18 protein-coding genes are annotated in these 18,575 nt (G+C 54.8%); 5 read left to right on the forward strand and 13 right to left on the reverse strand.

Annotated features, from left to right (window positions below):
* Positions 1 to 82 precede the first annotated feature (82 nt).
* Positions 83 to 1,168 carry an ABC transporter ATP-binding protein gene (locus tag AAGQ96_RS14775; RefSeq protein WP_342753917.1) on the reverse strand — a complete coding sequence of 362 codons (1,086 nt, stop codon included), beginning with the start codon at positions 1,166 to 1,168 and terminating at the stop codon, positions 83 to 85.
* A gap of 265 nt (positions 1,169 to 1,433) precedes the next feature.
* Entirely contained in the window at positions 1,434 to 2,927 is a 1,494-nt protein-coding gene (locus tag AAGQ96_RS14780) for a PLP-dependent aminotransferase family protein (RefSeq protein ID WP_342753918.1), read from the reverse strand.
* Positions 2,928 to 3,047: 120 nt separating this feature from the next.
* Between AAGQ96_RS14780 and AAGQ96_RS14785 the strand changes: the two genes are divergently transcribed.
* The 4 genes from AAGQ96_RS14785 to AAGQ96_RS14800 all read left to right on the forward strand — a co-directional run bounded on the left by AAGQ96_RS14785 (position 3,048) and on the right by AAGQ96_RS14800 (position 7,554).
* Positions 3,048 to 4,304 (forward strand): 4-aminobutyrate--2-oxoglutarate transaminase, encoded by a 1,257-nt coding sequence (locus AAGQ96_RS14785; RefSeq protein ID WP_342753919.1) that lies wholly within the window; start codon positions 3,048 to 3,050, stop codon positions 4,302 to 4,304.
* A 79-nt stretch (positions 4,305 to 4,383) separates the two neighbouring features.
* Entirely contained in the window at positions 4,384 to 5,409 is a 1,026-nt protein-coding gene (locus AAGQ96_RS14790; RefSeq protein ID WP_342753920.1) for an extracellular solute-binding protein, read from the forward strand.
* Between the two features lie 56 nt (positions 5,410 to 5,465).
* Complete coding sequence (locus tag AAGQ96_RS14795; RefSeq protein WP_342753921.1) at positions 5,466 to 6,728, forward strand: ABC transporter permease; 1,263 nt, start codon at positions 5,466 to 5,468, stop codon at positions 6,726 to 6,728.
* A gap of 10 nt (positions 6,729 to 6,738) precedes the next feature.
* Entirely contained in the window at positions 6,739 to 7,554 is an 816-nt protein-coding gene (locus AAGQ96_RS14800) for an ABC transporter permease (RefSeq protein WP_342755573.1), read from the forward strand.
* 139 nt (positions 7,555 to 7,693) lie between these two features.
* Here the strand turns inward: AAGQ96_RS14800 and yfcD are convergent, their stop codons facing one another.
* Both yfcD and yfcF read right to left on the reverse strand, forming a co-directional pair.
* Positions 7,694 to 8,233, reverse strand: coding sequence for an NUDIX hydrolase YfcD (yfcD, locus tag AAGQ96_RS14805; RefSeq protein ID WP_147198976.1), 540 nt, complete (start codon positions 8,231 to 8,233; stop codon positions 7,694 to 7,696).
* A gap of 78 nt (positions 8,234 to 8,311) precedes the next feature.
* Positions 8,312 to 8,974 (reverse strand): glutathione transferase, encoded by a 663-nt coding sequence (yfcF, locus tag AAGQ96_RS14810; protein ID WP_342753922.1) that lies wholly within the window; start codon positions 8,972 to 8,974, stop codon positions 8,312 to 8,314.
* A 221-nt stretch (positions 8,975 to 9,195) separates the two neighbouring features.
* On the opposite strand from yfcF, the gene AAGQ96_RS14815 reads away from it, so the two are divergent.
* The gene (locus AAGQ96_RS14815) at positions 9,196 to 10,089 is read left to right on the forward strand and encodes a TIGR01777 family oxidoreductase (protein WP_147198978.1); all 894 of its coding nucleotides are present in this window, start codon (positions 9,196 to 9,198) and stop codon (positions 10,087 to 10,089) included.
* A 109-nt stretch (positions 10,090 to 10,198) separates the two neighbouring features.
* On the opposite strand, the gene hisP is transcribed toward AAGQ96_RS14815, so the two are convergent.
* The 9 genes from hisP to folC form a co-directional block, all read right to left on the reverse strand.
* The gene (gene hisP, locus AAGQ96_RS14820; protein ID WP_342753923.1) at positions 10,199 to 10,972 is read right to left on the reverse strand and encodes a histidine ABC transporter ATP-binding protein HisP; all 774 of its coding nucleotides are present in this window, start codon (positions 10,970 to 10,972) and stop codon (positions 10,199 to 10,201) included.
* 8 nt (positions 10,973 to 10,980) lie between these two features.
* Positions 10,981 to 11,697, reverse strand: a complete 717-nt coding sequence (locus tag AAGQ96_RS14825) for an ABC transporter permease (RefSeq protein ID WP_147198980.1) — start codon at positions 11,695 to 11,697, stop codon at positions 10,981 to 10,983.
* Entirely contained in the window at positions 11,694 to 12,380 is a 687-nt protein-coding gene (locus AAGQ96_RS14830; protein ID WP_147198981.1) for a histidine ABC transporter permease HisQ, read from the reverse strand. The genes AAGQ96_RS14825 and AAGQ96_RS14830 overlap by 4 nt, the downstream gene beginning before the upstream one ends.
* A 77-nt stretch (positions 12,381 to 12,457) precedes the next feature.
* Complete coding sequence (gene argT / locus AAGQ96_RS14835; RefSeq protein WP_342753924.1) at positions 12,458 to 13,240, reverse strand: lysine/arginine/ornithine ABC transporter substrate-binding protein ArgT; 783 nt, start codon at positions 13,238 to 13,240, stop codon at positions 12,458 to 12,460.
* A 260-nt stretch (positions 13,241 to 13,500) separates the two neighbouring features.
* On the reverse strand, positions 13,501 to 14,070 hold the full coding sequence (locus AAGQ96_RS14840; protein WP_147198983.1) for a UbiX family flavin prenyltransferase: 570 nt from the start codon (positions 14,068 to 14,070) through the stop codon (positions 13,501 to 13,503).
* 78 nt (positions 14,071 to 14,148) lie between these two features.
* Positions 14,149 to 15,666, reverse strand: a complete 1,518-nt coding sequence (gene purF / locus AAGQ96_RS14845) for an amidophosphoribosyltransferase (protein WP_147198984.1) — start codon at positions 15,664 to 15,666, stop codon at positions 14,149 to 14,151.
* Positions 15,667 to 15,702: 36 nt separating this feature from the next.
* A complete protein-coding gene (cvpA, locus tag AAGQ96_RS14850) occupies positions 15,703 to 16,188 on the reverse strand; it encodes a colicin V production protein (protein WP_147198985.1) in 486 nt (161 codons plus the stop codon).
* A 341-nt stretch (positions 16,189 to 16,529) separates the two neighbouring features.
* Entirely contained in the window at positions 16,530 to 17,276 is a 747-nt protein-coding gene (gene dedD, locus AAGQ96_RS14855; protein WP_342753925.1) for a cell division protein DedD, read from the reverse strand.
* Complete coding sequence (folC, locus tag AAGQ96_RS14860; protein ID WP_342753926.1) at positions 17,266 to 18,528, reverse strand: bifunctional tetrahydrofolate synthase/dihydrofolate synthase; 1,263 nt, start codon at positions 18,526 to 18,528, stop codon at positions 17,266 to 17,268. The genes dedD and folC overlap by 11 nt, the downstream gene beginning before the upstream one ends.
* Positions 18,529 to 18,575: the final 47 nt, after the last annotated feature.

Genomic DNA, 18,575 nt, shown 5'->3' on the forward strand with positions numbered 1-18,575 from the left:
CCCATGCCCCTTGTGCAGACACGACATTATCAGCCAACAAGGCCGCAGCCGCGGCCTTTTTATCGTCTTTATCGTCTGTCAATCACTGAATCATCACATCCAGCGCGCGCAGGTGCTCCGACTGCCAGGAAAGCGTGACTTCGCTGCCTGCCTTCCAGCGGCTGTCCACCTTCGCCGGACTTAGCTTGATCATAAAATTGCCCTGCCCACCCACTTCCGTCAGCATACGGACATGATCGCCAAGATAGATAAACTGCTGAATTTTCGCACGAACCTGCTGATCGCCTGCTTCAGGCGCATTCACGTTAACGCGTTCCGGACGAATACTGAGCTGGATTTTTTTACCGGGCGAGCTTGGACGTACTTTTAATGCCTTTAGCTGCGTGCCGTCATCCAGCTGCACATGATAATAATCCCCTTCAGAGGCGAGCTGCGTGGCCAGCAAGCTATTGTTTTCACCGATAAACTGCGCGACAAATGCGTTAGAAGGTTGTTCATAGAGTCGGTCAGGACTGTCCATCTGCTGGATCATGCCGTCGTTGAAAACCGCGACGCGATCGGACATCGTCATCGCCTCGCTTTGGTCGTGCGTCACATAAACGATGGTCAGGCCAAGCATTTCGTGCAGCTGCTTGATCTCCATCTGCATATGCTCACGCAACTGCTTGTCCAGCGCGCCCAGCGGCTCATCCATCAGCACCAGTTTAGGTTCAAAAACCAGCGCGCGTGCTAACGCAACCCGCTGCTGCTGCCCCCCGGACATTTGGGCAGGATAACGATCTGCCAGCGACGTCAGTTTGATCATATCCAGCACGCGATGGACGCGCTCTTTCACATCCGCTTTGCTGAGACGACGGATCGACAGAGGAAACGCCAGGTTTTCCGCTACCGTCATGTGAGGAAACAACGCATAGTTCTGAAAAACCATGCCGATATCCCGCTGATGCGGCGGCAGCGTGTGCAGCGGTTTATCACGCAAGAAAATTTCGCCATCGGTGGGCGTTTCAAACCCGGCCAGCATCATCAGACTGGTGGTTTTACCGGAACCTGATGGGCCAAGCAGGGTTAAAAACTCCCCTTCCTGCACGTCAAGATTGAGATTACGCACCACCAGCTTGTCGCCGTCGTAACTTTTTTTAATGTTTTTAAAACTGACCAGTGATTTCATCGCGTTCTCTCGTCCAGGCAGGATAATTGACCCACGGCCAGGCGTACCGGGTTGTGGGTGGCTTCTTTTAGCTCTATCACAACCCATTTCCTGCCGACAAGCAGAATTTGAATAGCCCATCAAAAATCACAATCAAAAACACAAGTTAAATTATTGATATTAAATCATATTTATTATGGTTATTTTTTACACCCATTATTAAAAGCAGAATCAGGCAAGGTTTTGCACCATAAATATGCACTTGCCCTTATTTGGCGCCCCGTTATCAGGCAGGAGAAAGACGCCGTTGCAGACAGTGAAGTACCGGCGCGAAGGTCTCGGCCATATTCTGTTCCTCCACGCAGGCATAGCCCAGCAGCAGACCACGGCGTTGCGTGCCCTGAATGTAATAGGCCGAAAGCGGCCGGGTCAGCACGCCCTTTTGTTCCAGCTCGGCGGCCAGCGCCACATCGTCGATACGCTCCGGCAGGGAAAGGATCAGGTGCAGCCCGGCATTTCCCTGCTGTGACAGAAACGCCGGCCCGAGGCTGTCGCTGATTACCTTCACCAGCGCGGCGCGGCGGCGGCTGTAGAGTTGCCGCATGCGTCTTACGTGAGCAGCGTAATGCCCCTCCCGGATAAATTCAGCCAGCGTCAGCTGCGCCAAACCATTTCCGCCACGATACAGCTCCGAATGCGCCATTTTCATCCTGGCGGCCAGCGGTTTTGGCATCACCATATAGCTCAGCCGCAGACCCGGATACAGCGTTTTGCTAAAGGTACCGAGATAGATCACCGGCGCGTCTGCCGACAATCCCTGTAGCGCGGGAACCGGGCTTTCGCCAAAGCGAAACTCACCGTCGTAATCATCTTCAATCACCCAGCTACCTGCCGATTTCGCCAGCGCCAGGAGCTGCTGTCGGCGCTGCAAACTCATTACCGAACCCAACGGATACTGGTGTGAAGGCGTTACGCAAATCAAGACTGGCGGACGTTGCAGCTGGCTAAAGGAGGCCAAATCGGGCAGCAGCATCCCTTCGTCATCGACCGGCGTTGGCAAGAGCTCGACGCCGTTCACCGCCAGCACGTTACGAAATCCCCAATAGCCCGGCTCTTCAATCCAGGCCCCCTCGCCCGGGTCACAAAGCATTTTCGCAACCAAATCTAACGCCTGATGGGTCCCCGCCGTAATTAAAATTTGCTCGGGAGCACAGTTCAGCGAACGACTAACCCGCAAATATTCCGCCAGCGCCTGCTGAAGCTGTAGGCAACCGCCGTGATTGGAATAGCTCAATGCCTCAACCGGCATCCGTCGGCTAAGCCGCAGCTGGATCTTCCGCCAGATATCATGCGGCATATGGCTGACGTCCGGTACGCCAGGCATAAACGCACCCCATTGATAAGCTCCGGCACCGCTGCGTGCCAACACCCTTGTTCCCCGGCGAGAAAGGCGAATGTGGTTGAACGGCGCGCTGGAGGTCGATGGCGACAGGCTGGCCTGCGGAGCCGTTTCCGGTAGCTGTTCGCAAACGTAGGTTCCGCTGCCGGTTCGGGTTTGCAAATACCCTTCCGACTGGAGCTGCTCGTAGGCCGCCAGCACGGTATTGCGTGAAACGCAGAGCTCCTGAGCCAGATCGCGTGAGGCGGGCAATCGACTCCCCGTTGCAATAGCTCCCTGCTGGATCGCAGTCTGCAAAACATCGTACAAGCGCTTGCTGAGAGCGCCTGCCGGAGCCTGACTTAAACGATGTGCGATCAGGTCGCCAGATAACGTTCGCAAAATTGGTACCTCAAATAAAAAAAAACTGGCTCTGGATTATAAATCTCATAAAAAGTTACAAATCAGATAGCCCAATTCTGCGTGGAACAAGCCGCGCAATGACATCTGATGAGGTAGAGCATGAACAGTGAAGTGCAACAGCGTCGTTTAGCTGCCACGCCGCGTGGCGTTGGCGTCATGTGTGATTTCTACGCCGTCCGCGCGGAAAATGCCACGCTGTGGGATCATCAGGGACGAGAGTATACCGATTTTACCGCCGGGATCGCCGTTCTCAACACGGGCCACCGCCATCCCAAAGTGGTCGAGGCGGTGAAAAATCAGCTGGACTGCTTCACCCACACCGCTTTTCAGGTTATCCCTTATGAAAATTATTTGCAGCTGGCAGAGCGCCTGAATCAGTGTGTCCCGGTAGAAGGCCCGGCAAAAACGACCTTTTTCTCCACCGGCGCTGAAGCCGTTGAAAACGCCGTTAAAATTGCTCGTGCCGCAACCGGCCGCGCTGGCGTCATCGCTTTTACCGGCGCGTTCCATGGTCGCACCATGATGACGATGGCGCTGACCGGCAAAGTGGTACCTTATAAAACCGGCTTCGGCCCGTTTCCGGGTTCAGTATTCCATGCCCGTTATCCTAACGCACTACAGGGTTACAGCGTTGACGATGCGATGGAGAGCCTGGCCACAATTTTCCGCTGTGATATCAGCCCGCAGGACGTTGCCGCGATTATTTATGAACCGATTCAGGGCGAAGGCGGCTTCAATATCGCGCCGGCTGAATTTGTCAGCAAGCTGCGTGAACTGTGTGATGAGCACGGCATTCTGCTGATTGCCGACGAAATCCAGACCGGCTTTGCCCGCACCGGCAAAATGTTCGCCAGCGACTACTACGATGCAAAACCGGATCTGATGACCATGGCGAAAAGCCTGGGCGGCGGTTTACCGATTTCCGCCGTGGCGGGACGCGCTGAGATCATGGATGCACCCTTGCCTGGCGGTCTGGGCGGTACCTATGCCGGCAATCCTCTGGCAATTGCCTCTTCACTGGCGGTGCTTGAAATCATTGATGAGGAACAGCTGTGCGAGCGCGCGCTCAGGCTGGGCGCTGAACTGGTGGAAACGCTGAACGCCAGCGGTCATCCGGCGCTGGCAGAAGTTCGTGCCAGAGGCTCAATGGTAGCGGCGGAGTTTAACGATCCTGCTACCGGCAAGCCTTCCGCTGAGATTGCACGAGACATTCAGCAAAAAGCGCTGGCGCAGGGTTTGATTTTGTTGACCTGCGGCGTACACGGCAACGTTATCCGCTTCCTCTATCCGCTGACGATCCCCGACGCGCAGTTTAAAGCCGCGCTCAGCCTGCTTTCTACCCTTTTAGCGCACTAAGCCTGCGGGCCTCTGGCAACACGCTGTATGACATCCGGCAGGTTCGCCTGCCGATAATAACAATGACGGGAGTTCAGGCATGGTAAAGAAGTTAGCAGCACTGATATTGGCCACCTTCGCGCTACATGCGCAGGCTGAAACGCTGACCGTGGTCTCTTTTGGCGGCACCAATAAAGACGCGCAGGACAAAGCGTTTTACAAACCTTTTACCGCCGCCGGGAAAGGTACGATTGAGGCCGGGGAATATAACGGCGAGATGGCTCGCATTCGCGCAATGGTGGAAACCGGCCAGATTGGTTGGGATGTGGTTGAACTGGAAACGCCAGAACTACAGCGCGGCTGTGAAGAAGGCCTGTTGGAGACCATGGACTGGAGCAAGCTGGGTAAAAAAACCGACTTCATTCCTGCTGCCGTAACCGAATGCGGTGCCGGGATTTTCGTCTGGTCGACGGTGCTGACTTATGATGCCAATAAATTGAAAAAAGGCCCCACCAGCTGGGCTGATTTTTGGGACATCAAAGATTTCCCGGGCAAACGGGCCCTGCGTAAAAGCGCTAAATATACGCTGGAAATTGCCCTGATGGCCGACGGCGTGAAGCGTGAAGATGTCTATAAAGTGCTGGCAACCCCAGCAGGCGTCGATCGCGCCTTTAAAAAACTGGATGAGATCAAACCCAATATTCAGTGGTGGGAATCGGGCGCGCAGCCGCTGCAATGGCTGGTATCCGGCGACGTGGTGATGAGTTCTGCCTATAACGGCCGTATCGGTGCTGCCCAGGACGAGGGCCATAACTTCAGGATCGTTTGGGATAACGGACTGTACGATCTGGATAACTGGGCCATTGTAAAAGGCTCAAAGCATAAAGCGCTGGCGGAACAGTTTATCGCCTTTGCCAATCAGCCTGAAAACCAGAAAGTGTTTGCGGAAAACATTCCTTACGGGCCGACCAATATCAATACCGCTAAGCTTCTCGATCCCGCGCGTCTGAGCAAGCTGCCGACCGCGCCAGAAAACCTGGCGAAATCGTTGCAGGTCAGCAGTGATTTCTGGCTGGAACACGGCGAAGAACTCGAACAGCGTTTTAACGCCTGGGCCTCCAGGTAAGCCAAACCGGTCGGGCTGCTCTCAGGTCCGGCCGCCGCTCAATCAAGGAACCAGCGATGAGTCAAAACCCGGTTTTAGAGTCCACTGTTGCCGCGAAGCCCCGCGAACTGACGCTCAGTCAACGTCTGCGCCAGGTGGATCGGGTCAAAACCCGCCGCTCGCTGCTGCTGATCGCGCCATTGCTGATTTTTGTCGTGGTCTGCTTCCTCTTCCCCATTTTTTCGATTCTTACTAAGAGCGTCGATAACCCGGAATTCAGCACGACGCTGCCGGAAACCACGACGGCTTTACAACACTGGTCAGGCAAAACGCTGCCAGATGAAGCGCTGTATGCAACCCTGGGCAAAGAGTTAATCAACGCCCGCGATCGCGGACAGATTGCCCTTGTCGCTAAACGGATGAGTTATGAAGATGCCAGCTTTCGCCGCCTGATCACCGCCGCCCCTCGCATGGTCCCGGCTTCAGGTGAAAACGTTAAAGAAGCGATGATAGCCAAACAGCCGTTATGGGGCGAACTCAGCACCTGGCAAACGCTCCAGCGCGCGGCGAAACCGATGACCAGTTACTATCTGCTTTCGGTTTTTGATCGCAAGGTGGATGTCAAAACGGGCGAAATCAAGGCGCTGTCGTCCGATCAGGCGCTCTATGTCAACGTCCTGCTGCGCACGTTGTGGATGGCGCTGGTCGTCACCTTACTGTGTGTTGGCATTGGTTATCCTCTGGCGTACTGGCTGGCGAAACAGCCTTCCAATCGCGCAAATCTGCTGATGATTTTGGTGCTGTTGCCGTTCTGGACGTCACTGATTGTCAGAACCGCCAGCTGGATTGTGCTGCTACAGTCCGGTGGACTGATTAACCGCGCATTAATGGCGGTTGGTTTAATCGATCATCCGCTGACGCTGGTATTTAACCGTGTCGGGGTCTTTATTTCGATGACCCACATTTTGCTGCCTTTTATCGTGCTGCCGCTCTACGCGGTGATGAAAGGGATCTCGCCGAGCTATGTTCGGGCTGCGGTCTCTCTTGGTGCGCATCCGTTCCTCGCCTTCTGGCGGGTGTATGTCCCGCAGACTTACGCGGGCGTGGCGGCGGGCGCGCTGCTGGTGTTTATGATGGCCATTGGCTATTACGTTACGCCTGCTCTGCTGGGCGGACCGGACGATCAGATGGTCAGCTACTTCGTTGCCTTCTTTACCAACAGCACCATGAACTGGGGAATGGCCGCAGCGCTGGGCAGTCAGCTGCTGATTATCGTACTGCTGCTGTATATCGTTTATGTTCGAGTAACCCGCACTTCTGCCGAAGCGGCAGCCCATTAAGGAGACGATGATGAGACAAAATGGCAGCCAGCTTCTTCGTTTGTGGAACGCCTTTTTTAACTTTTACGGGGCGGCGGTTCTGCTGTTCTTAATCGTGCCGATTTTGGTGATCGTGCCGCTCTCCTTTAATTCCAGCTCGTTTCTGAGCTATCCGCTCAGCGGCTTCTCGCTGCGCTGGTATCAAACCTTTTTTCATTCGCAGGAGTGGCTAAATGCGCTGGGCAATAGCCTGACGATCGCGCCTCTGGCCACGCTGCTGGCGACGGTTCTGGGCGTGCTTGCCTCGATGGGGCTAACGCGTGGAGAATTTCGCGGCAAGGGCGTCGTGATGGCCATTCTGATCTCGCCAATGGTTGCGCCTGTCGTCATCATTGCGGTTGGGATGTTTTTCTTCTTCGCCAAACTGTCGCTGCTGAACAGCTATCTGGGATTGGTACTGGCACATGCGCTGCTCGGCGTGCCGTTTGTGGTGATTACCGTTATTGCAGTGCTGAAAAATTACGACACCAACTTGTCACGCGCGGCGGCAAGCCTCGGTGCCTCCCCTTTTCTCACCTTCCGCAAAGTCACGCTGCCGCTGATTGCACCTGGTGTATTTTCCGGCGCGCTGTTTGCCTTTGCCGCCTCGTTTGACGAAGTGGTGGTCACGCTGTTTTTAGCCAGCCCCCGCCAGCGGACGTTGCCGATCCAGATGTTTGCCGGGATCAGAGAAAACCTCGATCCCACTATCGCGGCGGCGGCATCGCTAATGATCGGCGCATCGCTGATTCTGCTGATTGTGATGGAGCTGCTGCGACGCCGTGGAGAGAGGATGCGGGTGGCATAGCGTCACCCACCATGTTGAGTGATGATGAAAAACGTTGGCTTGCAAATGGCGCTATTGCCAGCGGAAGGCGATGTGCCTGATTTACTTAATGTAAATAACGTTAAAAGCGCCCGGTTTGGGCGCTTTTTTATTGATTCCGCTACGCCTGAGCGCCTGCTACCGCCCGGCCCTGCTCGTTGTTACGGCTCAGCCACAGCGAGAGCGCCTTCAGCGAATCGTCAGTGAACTCATCGCAACGCGCAGTGATCTCTTCCGGCGTCAGCCAGAAAATTTCATCCACTTCCTCTTCCTGCATGGCAAAAGGCCCGTGCGAAACGCAGCTGAACAGTCCACCCCAGACGCGGCAGTGTTGATCTTCATAATAGAACAGGCCATGTTCAGCAAAGGGGACAGCGGCAATACCCAGCTCTTCTTCAGCTTCACGACGCGCCGATTCCAGCATCTCTTCACCGCTTTGGACGACGCCGCCCGCCGTGGCATCCAGCATCCCCGGCATGAAGTCTTTCGTTTCAGTGCGACGCTGCACCAGGATTTTACCCATACCATCGTGTACCACGATATAGGTTGCGCGATGACGCAAACATTGTGCCCGCATTTGCGCACGGCTGGACTGCGCAATGACTTCGTTATCTTCACTAACGATATCGACCCATTCCGTGCCGCGATCTTGCTCCACCATCCCTAACCCTTATTTGTTTTTGCGCCGCAGCGCTGATTTGACCTGTGCCCGCACAGTGTGCCACGGGCTGCCAAAAAATTATAATCCCGCTGTGTCATTCACGGCGGATTTGGAAGATTCCGACAGCCACAGCTGCACCGAGGCACGCTGCCACTGGAAATGGGCGTAATCGGCGACCGCGTCAGGAACCGCATCACCATGCAAGACCAGCCGGTTAAGCATAACGGCCAAATCGGTATCCGCGATTGACCACTCGCCAAACAGGTTGTGCTGACCAGGCTTAAGCAGGCGTTCAACGGCTGAAATCAGCTTTTCCGCTGACTGCTGCGCGCTGATGCTGAGCGGCGCGAAGGTTTCACCAGCAAACAACACTTCCGTCGGACGCTCCTGACGCAGCGCCACAAAATCGCTGCGCAGCCAGGCCTGAATTTCCCGCGCTTTTGCGCGCTTTTCACCGTCTCGCGGGTAAAGGCGCTCATATTCCGGCGCGGGAAAACGCTCATCGAGATATTCGGCAATCGCCGAGGATTCTCCCAGCCGAAAATCGCCGATTTGCAGCGTGGGCACACGTCGGGTCAGCGAAATTTGGCGATAGGGTTCAGCAAGCTGTTCATCACTGTCGAGATCGACACGCCGCAGCGAAAACGGCACGCCTTTTTCGCTCAGCGCCACAAAAACAGACATTGCGTAAGGACTGAAAAAGCAGGCATCGGACCACAGTGTAACAAGGGGATAATTCATCCTGATTTCCTCACAAGGTGGGGTCTGCAACCTGTTTACCCATTTTTTAACCAGAAGGCAATCACTCTGCATAGCCAAACGTATAATCCAGACTGGTGCCGGGTTCAGGATGCCAACTGCGGCGTTTTTTGACTGAGTCTTAGCGGACAAAGCTCACAACCCTTCCGCGAAACATCACCTAAGCTTGTGGCAAGCTTTTCACTTTTATGAGGGCAGACAGCATGCATATTTTACTTACAGGCGGCACTGGCCTGATTGGCAGCCATCTTATTCCTCGCCTCCTCGCGCGAGGCGATAGCATAAGCGTCGTCACGCGTGATGTGGTTAGCGCACGCAGGAAGCTGGGCGACCAGGTGAACCTGTGGTCCGGTCTGGAACAACAGCATGACCTGAATCAGGTAGATGCGGTTATTAACCTGGCAGGCGAGCCGATTGCCGATAAACGCTGGACCGATCATCAAAAGCAGCGGCTCTGTGAAAGCCGCTGGCTGATTACCGAACGGTTGGCCTCATTGATCAATGCCAGCAGCACCCCGCCCGCTGTGTTTATCTCAGGGTCGGCCACCGGCTATTACGGCGACACCGGCGAACTGGTGCTAAACGAAGACGATCCTGGCCATGATGAGTTTACCCACACGCTGTGTGCGCACTGGGAAGCACTGGCGCAAAGCGCCGACAGTGAAAAAACCCGTGTCTGTCTGCTACGTACCGGTGTGGTGCTGGCGAAGGAAGGCGGTGCCCTGAGCAAAATGAAGCTGCCCTTTAAGCTGGGCATTGGCGGCCCGATTGGAAGCGGGCGACAGTATATGCCGTGGATCCATCTGGACGACATGCTGAATGCCATCCTCTGGCTGCTGGATCATCAGGAGCTGCGCGGCCCTTTTAATATGGTGGCGCCTTATGCCGTACGAAATGAGCAGTTTGCGGCCACGCTGGGGCATGTGATGCATCGTCCGGCTTTTATGCGTACGCCCGCCAGCGCTATCAAGTTAATGATGGGCGAATCGTCAGTATTGATATTGGGTGGCCAACACGTGTTACCAAAGCGCCTGGAAGAGTCCGGCTTCGGCTTCCGCTGGTATCAGCTGGATGAAGCGCTGGCCGATGTAGTGTGAAATTACGGCGCGCATGACTCCCCGGCAGCTTATTCACCCAGCGGCCGGGGTTAATGCATGCAGCCAACACCGCTTTACCAACAGGCGGCGACCATCGCCTGGATAAAGGCTATTTTAACGCGCCAGACAGAAACTGCTGCAAGCGCGGGCTTTTCGGCTGATTGAACAGCTCATGCGGCGGGCCTTCTTCCTCAATTTTGCCCTGATGCAGGAAAATTACATGGCTGGAGACATGGCGGGCAAACTCCATTTCATGCGTTACCACCACCATGGTTTTCCCCTCTTCCGCCAGCTTCTGCATGATCCTCAGTACTTCTCCAACCAGCTCCGGATCGAGCGCCGAAGTGGGCTCGTCAAACAGCAATACCTCCGGCTCCATTGCCAGCGCCCGGGCAATGGAAACACGCTGCTGCTGTCCACCAGAGAGATTTACCGGATATTTGGCACGGGCGCGTTCATCGATACCGACCTTGTCCAGATAGCGAATAGCCCGCTCCCGCGCTTCCGCTTTGCTCAGACCCAGCACCTGTATTGGCGCTTCCATGACGTTTTGCAGCACCGTCATATGGCTCCACAAATTGAAGTGCTGAAACACCATCGTCAGGCTGGTACGCAGCGCGCGCAGCTGTTCTTTATTGGCTACTTTCAGCTGGCCATCGGTATCGCGTACCAGATTGATCAGCTGATTATTGACCGAGATCGATCCTTCACTGGGTTTTTCCAGAAAGTTGATGCAGCGTAAAAACGTACTTTTCCCGGAGCCGGAAGAGCCGATAATGCTGATCACATCTCCGGCTTTCGCCTGCAGCGATACGCCTTTCAGCACCTCGTGCTCGCCATAACGTTTATGCAGTTCGGTCACGTGTAATTTATTGTCGGCCATAGTTCTACTCAATGAGTCGATGAGGGTTTCACGTGCGCCAGCCAGCGTTTTTCCGCCTTGCGGAACAGACTAATCAACACATACGAGATAATCAGGTACAGCACGGCGGCAATGCCAAAGGCCACAAATGGCTGATAGGTCGCTGCGTTAATATCGCGCGCTACCTTTAACAGATCGGGAACGGTTGCCGTAAATGCCAGCGCTGTCGAATGCAGCATCAGAATGACTTCGTTGCTGTAGGCCGGCAACGCCGTTCGCAGCGCCGACGGCAGAATAATGCAGCGGTAGAGCTTAAAAGTGGAAAATCCATAAGCCCTTGCCGCTTCGATTTCACCATGCGGCACGGCGCGAATGGCCCCGGCAAAAATTTCAGTGGTATAAGCGCAGGTGTTTAGCGTCAGTGCCAACAGCGTACAGTTCAGGCCGCTACGGAAGAAAGCGTTCAGCAGCTCGTTGCCTTTTACCACCTCCAACGTATACATGCCGGAATAAAATACCAGCAGCTGCACATAGAGCGGCGTTCCGCGAAAAATATAGGTGAACAGCCAGACCGGGAAACGCACTGCCCTGACGGGTGAGACGCGGGCAATTGACAGCAATACCGCCATGCAGCCGCCCAGTACAACGGAGATAATCAGCAGCCAAAGCGTAATGGCCACGCCGGAAAAACGATATCCGTCAGTCCACAGCAGGGCTTTCCAGTATTCCTGCACGATATCGATCATAATTCAGCCCTTCTTACGCCCACCGAGTAGCGACGCGTCAGCCACCACAGCACCCCATTGGAAAGCGTGGTAAAAATCAGGTAAATCACGCCAGCAACGATGGCGAAATAAAACGGCTGCCAGGTGCTTTTTCCGGCCAACTGGGTGGCCTTAACCACATCTTCCAGCCCCAGCAACGAGACCAGCGCGGTCGCTTTCAGGATCACCTGCCAGTTGTTACCGATGCCCGGCAACGCGTAGCGCATCATGCCGGGAAAGAGGATACGGCGGAACGTTTGAGAAGCGGTGAAACCAAAAGCCGTGGCGGCTTCAATCTGCCCTTTCGGCACCGCCATCCAGGCACCACGAAACGTTTCCGTGAAGTAAGCGCCATAGATAAATCCCAGCGTAATGATCCCGGCAACCATCGGATCGATATCAAACTGTTCGAAACCGAGCAGATCTGTCACCTGATTCAGCGCAATTTGCAGCCCGTAAAAAATCAGCAGCATCAATACCAGATCGGGTACGCCGCGGATCAAAGTGGTGTAGCCTTCAAAAATCATCCGCAGCGGACGGTTGCTGGAAAGTTTGGCCCCGGCGCCAATTAAACCCAAAATGACGGAGAGCAACACGGAACTGAGCGCCAGCTCCAGCGTTACCATCGCGCCTTTAAAAATAACGTCAGAATAGCCATACAGCATCAGGAGTTCCTGTCTTTGGTTGAGCGAGACAAAATGGGGGCCAGCACTTACCAGCTGGCCCCCATGACAGGTTTTTATTAACCGCCGTAGATATCAAAATCGAAATATTTCTTCGCCAGCTTGTCGTAAGTGCCGTCTTTGCGAATCTCATCGAAGGCTTTATCAATCGCCGCTTTCAGTCCGGCATCATCTTTACGCATGCCGATGCCCGTTCCCACGCCAAAGATTTTTTCATCTTTTACCGCCGGACCCGCAAAAGCATAGTCTTTACCCGCAGGCTGTTTGAGGAAACCTTCGCTGGCGGCGACTTCGTCCTGGAAAGCCGCATCGATACGGCCCGCTGTCAGATCCTGATAAACCAGGTCCTGATTAGCATAAGGCGTAATGGTAATGCCTTTTGGCCGCCAGTTTTGATTGGCATAGATTTCCTGCGTCGTCCCTTGCAGCAAACCAATGTTTTTCCCTTTCAGCGATGCTTCGGTCGGCTGGAGCGGGGAGCCTTTCGGCGCAATCAGGCGGGCATTAGCCGCATACAGCTTTTCGGAGAAAGCAATTTCCTGCTGGCGTTTTTCAGTAATGGAAAGAGAAGAGATAATTGCATCGATTTTTTTCGCTTTCAGCGAAGGGATCAGTGCATCAAAGTCACTTTCAACATAGGTGCACTGCGTTTCCATACGCTTGCAAATTTCATTGGCCAGATCGATATCAAATCCAACCAGCTGTCCCTGCGCGTTTTTAGCTTCAAACGGCGCATAGGTAGGATCGGTGCCGATGCGCAGCGTTTTCGGTGCGGCAGCAAAAGCGCTCCCGGCCGAGGCGAGAGCCAGCAGCAAAGAAAGAGCCAGAACCTGCTTTTTCATAGATTACCCTCAATTTTCTTATATTAGTGGTGTGTCAGCGCAGAGCACGTGCAGGTTCCGTGCCAGTTTGACTGTCTGAGGCAGATCGCCGCCTGAAGAGGCCAGACTGAGGGGCAGACCCGTCTGTATGCCAGCTGACTAAATATCTATAGCAGGTCAGGAGAAAAGGAGAGGTAAAGATGATCTGTTTTGGTGCACTTGCTGCACGAAAAGCGATTCAGCAGCGGTAAATGCACCAAAAAAATGCGTCAAAAAAGGGGTTATGCACCTTGCCAGCGCGTAAAGAGATCTTTATCGAGCGTGACGTCAAACTGATCGAGAACGCGATTAACCGTCTGGTCCACGATGTCCATCACCTTGTCCGGTCGGTGGTAGAAAGCAGGAACCGGTGGCATGATAATCGCCCCCAATTCTGCCGCCGTCGTCATCATCCGCAAATGCCCCAGATGCAACGGCGTTTCTCGTACGCACAGCACCAGACGTCGCCGCTCTTTCAGCACCACGTCTGCGGCCCGGGTTAGCAAACCGTCGCTGTAACTATTCACAATGCCGGAAAGGGTTTTCATCGAACAGGGTAAAATCATCATGCCGTCGGTTTTAAACGATCCGGAGGAGATGCTGGCAGCAATATCACGCGCATCATGCACCACGTCCGCCAGCGCCTGCACATCACGCAGGGAGTAGTCGGTTTCCAGCGCCAGCGTCTGGCGTGCGGCCTGACTCATTACCAGGTGCGTTTCCACATCGCTGACCTGCTGTAAGATTTGTAGCGTGCGAACGCCATAAATCGCGCCGCTGGCGCCTGAGATACCGATAATGAGTCGTTTCATATTCGTCCTTACCTGAAAAATAAAAAATGGGCCGGAATCGCTTCCGGCCCATCATACCTGCTGACGCACGCAAGGGCATTAGCCTTCGTTGTGCATTTCCAGGTTTTCAACTTCGTTCTGGCGAGCCATGGCTTTCGCATCGTCGTTACGCAGCGACTGCAGATACTCCAGATACTGCTGATCGACATCTTTCGTCACGTAGATGCCGTTAAATACCGAGCACTCAAACTGCGCGATATCCGGGTTCTCTTCACGCACCGCTTCGATCAGGTCGTTGAGATCCTGGAAAATCAGCGCGTCAGCACCAATCAGCTGGCGAATCTCTTCCACTTCACGGCCATGGGCAATCAGCTCCGTCGCGCTTGGCATATCGATGCCGTAGACGTTCGGGAAGCGGATTTCCGGGGCGGCAGAAGCCAGATAGACTTTCTTCGCGCCAGCATCACGCGCCATCTCAATGATCTGTTCGGACGTGGTGCCACGCACGATAGAGTCATCCACCAGCAGCACGTTTTTACCCCGGAACTCAGCACGGTTAGCGTTCAGCTTACGGCGAACCGCGCTGCGGCGCAGGTGCTGGCCTGGCATAATAAAGGTGCGGCCAACGTAGCGATTCTTCACAAATCCCTGACGGTATGGCTTATCAAGGATGCGGGCCATTTCCAGCGCGATATCGCAGGAGGTTTCCGGAATTGGAATAACAACGTCAATGTCCAGATCTTCCCATTCGCGCGCGATTTTCTCGCCCAGCTTGGTGCCCATACGGACGCGTGCGCTGTAAACGGAGATTTTGTCCAGGAATGAATCCGGGCGGGCAAAGTAGACGTACTCAAACAGGCACGGATTGAATTTCGGGTTTTCCGCACACTGACGGGTAAAGAGCTGCCCTTTTTCGCTCACGAACACCGCTTCGCCCGGCGCCACATCGCGCAGGAACTCAAAGCCCAGCGTATCCAGCGCCACGCTTTCAGAAGCCACCATGTATTCCGTACGACCATCCGCCATCGCACGCTTGCCAATCACTAAAGGACGGATGCCGTTAGGATCGCGAAACGCCACCAGACCGTGTCCGATGATCATCGCCACGCAGGCATAAGCGCCGCGAACCTGCTGATGGACAGCGGCCACAGCGGCAAAAATGTTTTCAGCTTCCAGCGGATAATGCTGGAAACGATCCAGCTCAACCGCAAAAATATTGAGCAGAATTTCAGAATCTGATGTGGTGTTAATGTGACGACGACCGCTCTCGAACAGCTGTTTACGCAGTTCATGAGCGTTGGTCAGATTACCGTTGTGCGCAAGCGTAATGCCGTAAGGCGAGTTGACGTAGAAGGGCTGCGCTTCGGAAGCACTGGAGCTTCCCGCCGTCGGGTAGCGAACGTGGCCGATCCCCATATTGCCCTGCAAACGCTGCATATGGCGGGCTTCAAATACATCGCTCACCAGGCCGTTTGCTTTACGCAGGCGGAAGCAGTTTAATGCATCAATGGTGACGATGCCTGCGGCATCCTGCCCACGGTGCTGAAGCACCGTTAACGCGTCATAAATCGACTGGTTGACCGGCATGAAACCGGCGATCCCGACAATACCGCACATATGGTCATTTCCTCATAAGCCGCACCCCCGGTTTGATTACCGGGGTAAAAAACTCGACGTGCTTTTCAGGTAGTCAAAAAACCACCTGATAATGTAACTAAACTGGGGAACCAGCTGGGACTGTTGCCAGTCCGGGCTTTTGGCAAAGCCGGTGAAGGTATCGAGGAAAAACAGAATGGCCGACACAATCAGTACGCCACGTAATGCCCCGAAACAAACCCCAAGCACTCTGTCGGTACCCGACAGGCCGGTTTTATCAACCAGCGAACCAATCACGTAATTGACAATCGCCCCGACTAACAGCGTGGCGATGAACAACACCGCAATGGCTATGCCATTTCGAACCAGTTCGTCTTCAAATCCTGTAAACCAGACGGCAAGGAAGGAGTAGTAATGACTGGCGACAAAAAATGCGCAACCCCAGGTGACGAGTGATAATGCCTCCCGAACGAACCCGCGGATCAGGCTGACAAGAGCCGAAAAACCAATAACCGCAATAATGACGTAATCTATCCAGACCATGAACTCTTCCAGCGACTGTGCCCCTAAGGTCGCCTCCCGCTGTTGCACGTGGTGATATTGCAACAGCGGGAGGCGACCTGTAGTTCGGGGCGAATTCTAACAGAAAAAGAAAACGTTTGCGTAGGTTTTCCGTAACCTGCTTACGCAAAACGTTTTGCGCAAAAAAACAGCCGTCACCCCAGGGCTGGAACGGGAAAAACCCCATCCAATGCAACTGGTTTAATTAGCTGATAATTATATAAAAAAAAGGCCGCCCTGCGCTTTTATTTCGCAGCGGAGACCTTCACTAACACGGCTTGAAAGGCGCAGGCTTTCGCAATAATAGCGAGAGCCTGACAGGGCTAGCGGGCGCTGTAAGGTTTCACTACCCCACCCAGCCCGGAGATGCCTTTCAGTTCACCGACCGCAGCCTGCATCTTCGCCTTCGACGCATCCGGGCCAACGTAAATCCGCGTGATCGCGCCCTGTACCGGCGTTGATGGCACGGTAAAGGCACGATAACCCGACAGGCGTAGCTGTGCGACGATCTCGTTTACCTTAGCGGCATTCTTCAATGCCCCCAGCTGCACCACGTAAGCCTGCCCTGCTGGCGCACTTTCCTGCGTGGCAGGCGCCTGCTGCGGTTCAGGACGACTTTCCGGCTTTGTCTCAGGTTTTGGCTGCGGCTTCGGTTTTTCAACCGGCTTTGGCTGCGTTTTGGGTTTTTCTACCGGCTTCGGCGCTTCGGCCGGTTTCTGTTGCTCAACCGGTTTCTGCGGCTCGGTTTTCATCGGCGGCGGCGAAACAACAGTAGGCTGATTGGCCGACTGAGGTGCAGTAGAGCCACTTTCCGCCTGAGAGGTGTTTTCGCTGCTGTGGCCACCCAGCGCAGTGCCTGCGCCTTCCGGCGGCTGTGCCGGAAGAGACTGTGTCACCGGTGGCACACTGTCCGTTTCCTGCTGATCGCCCGGTTTGGGCACCAGCGGGATCGCGGCAAACTCTTCTTTGTAGTGCTTTTTCTTGCCGTCCAGCAGTCCCGGCAGAACAATTACGCCCAGGGCTACAATGATGACGGTGCCGACTAAACGGTTTTGAAACTTACTTGCCACTGCCGCTCTCCGTTTCCAGCATTTCCATTACCTGCGCCACCGTGTGAAACGAACCACACACCAGCACAATATCTTGTTCCTGAGCTATTAAGCGCGCCTGCTGATACGCCTCTGCCACGCTGGTAAAAACGCCTGCGCCAGGCAGGTGAGCGCTAAGCTGCTCTGCCGTCGCCCCGCGTGGCCCTTCCAGCGGGGCGCAATACCAGGAATCCACCTGCGAGGTCAGACACGCCAACGTGCCAGCAATGTCTTTATCATGCAGCATACCGACCACCGCATGCACCTTGCCGGTTTTTGGCAGTTCGCTCAACCGACCCGCGAGATAGCCTGCCGCATGCGGATTATGCGCAACATCCAGAATCACGCGTGGCGCCTCGGCGACCGTCTGGAAACGGCCAGGCAAAATTGCCTTATCCAGCCAGCCGGTAACGATAGCATCATCCACCTTCAGCTCAGACGCGCGCAGCGCAGCGATGGCCGTAGCCGCATTGGGTAAGGGAACCTGCGGTAAAGGCAATCCGCTGAGCGTGCCTTTTGCGTCGCTAAATGACCAGCTCCCCTCGCCCACGCTGAAAGTCCAGTCACGACCGCGTTTTGACAGGCGTGCACCGAGGCTGTCAGCCACCTCAGCAATAGTGTGGGGCATATCCGGTTCACCGACGACAGCGGGCTTACCGCTGCGGAATACCCCGGCTTTTTCACGTCCGATGCTTTCACGATCCGGCCCCAGCCAGTCGGTATGGTCGAGCGCAATGCTGGTGATGACAGCAACATCCGCATCAACAATATTGGTGGCATCAAGACGACCGCCCAGCCCGACTTCCAGAATCACCACATCAAGCGCAGCGCGTTTAAACAGCCAGAGCGCAGAAAGCGTGCCGTATTCAAAATAGGTCAGGGAGGTGTCGCCGCGCCCTTTTTCAATATCGGCAAACGAGGCGGTGTGATCGGATTCGGCCAGCTCTTCACCCTGAATACGCACGCGTTCGGTGTAACGCAGCAGATGCGGTGAGCTGTAGACGCCAACGCGATAACCTGCAGCCATCAGCAGCGTTTCCAGCGTACGGCAGGTAGTCCCTTTGCCATTCGTTCCGGCAACGGTGAAAACAACAGGCGCAGGCGTTAACAGGTCGAGCTGCTTTGCCACGCGTTGAACGCGCGTTAGCCCGAGTTCGATAGCTTGAGTATGAAGATTCTCAAGATAATGAAGCCACGTGACCAGAGGCGACGTGGCTTGAGGAAGATTATCCATGTGTCCCGTTCACAACGTTACGGTTCATTGGTGAAAGGGCATTTACG

This window comes from Pantoea sp. MBD-2R, assembly GCF_039134845.1.
In the GTDB taxonomy this organism is placed as follows: domain Bacteria; phylum Pseudomonadota; class Gammaproteobacteria; order Enterobacterales; family Enterobacteriaceae; genus Erwinia.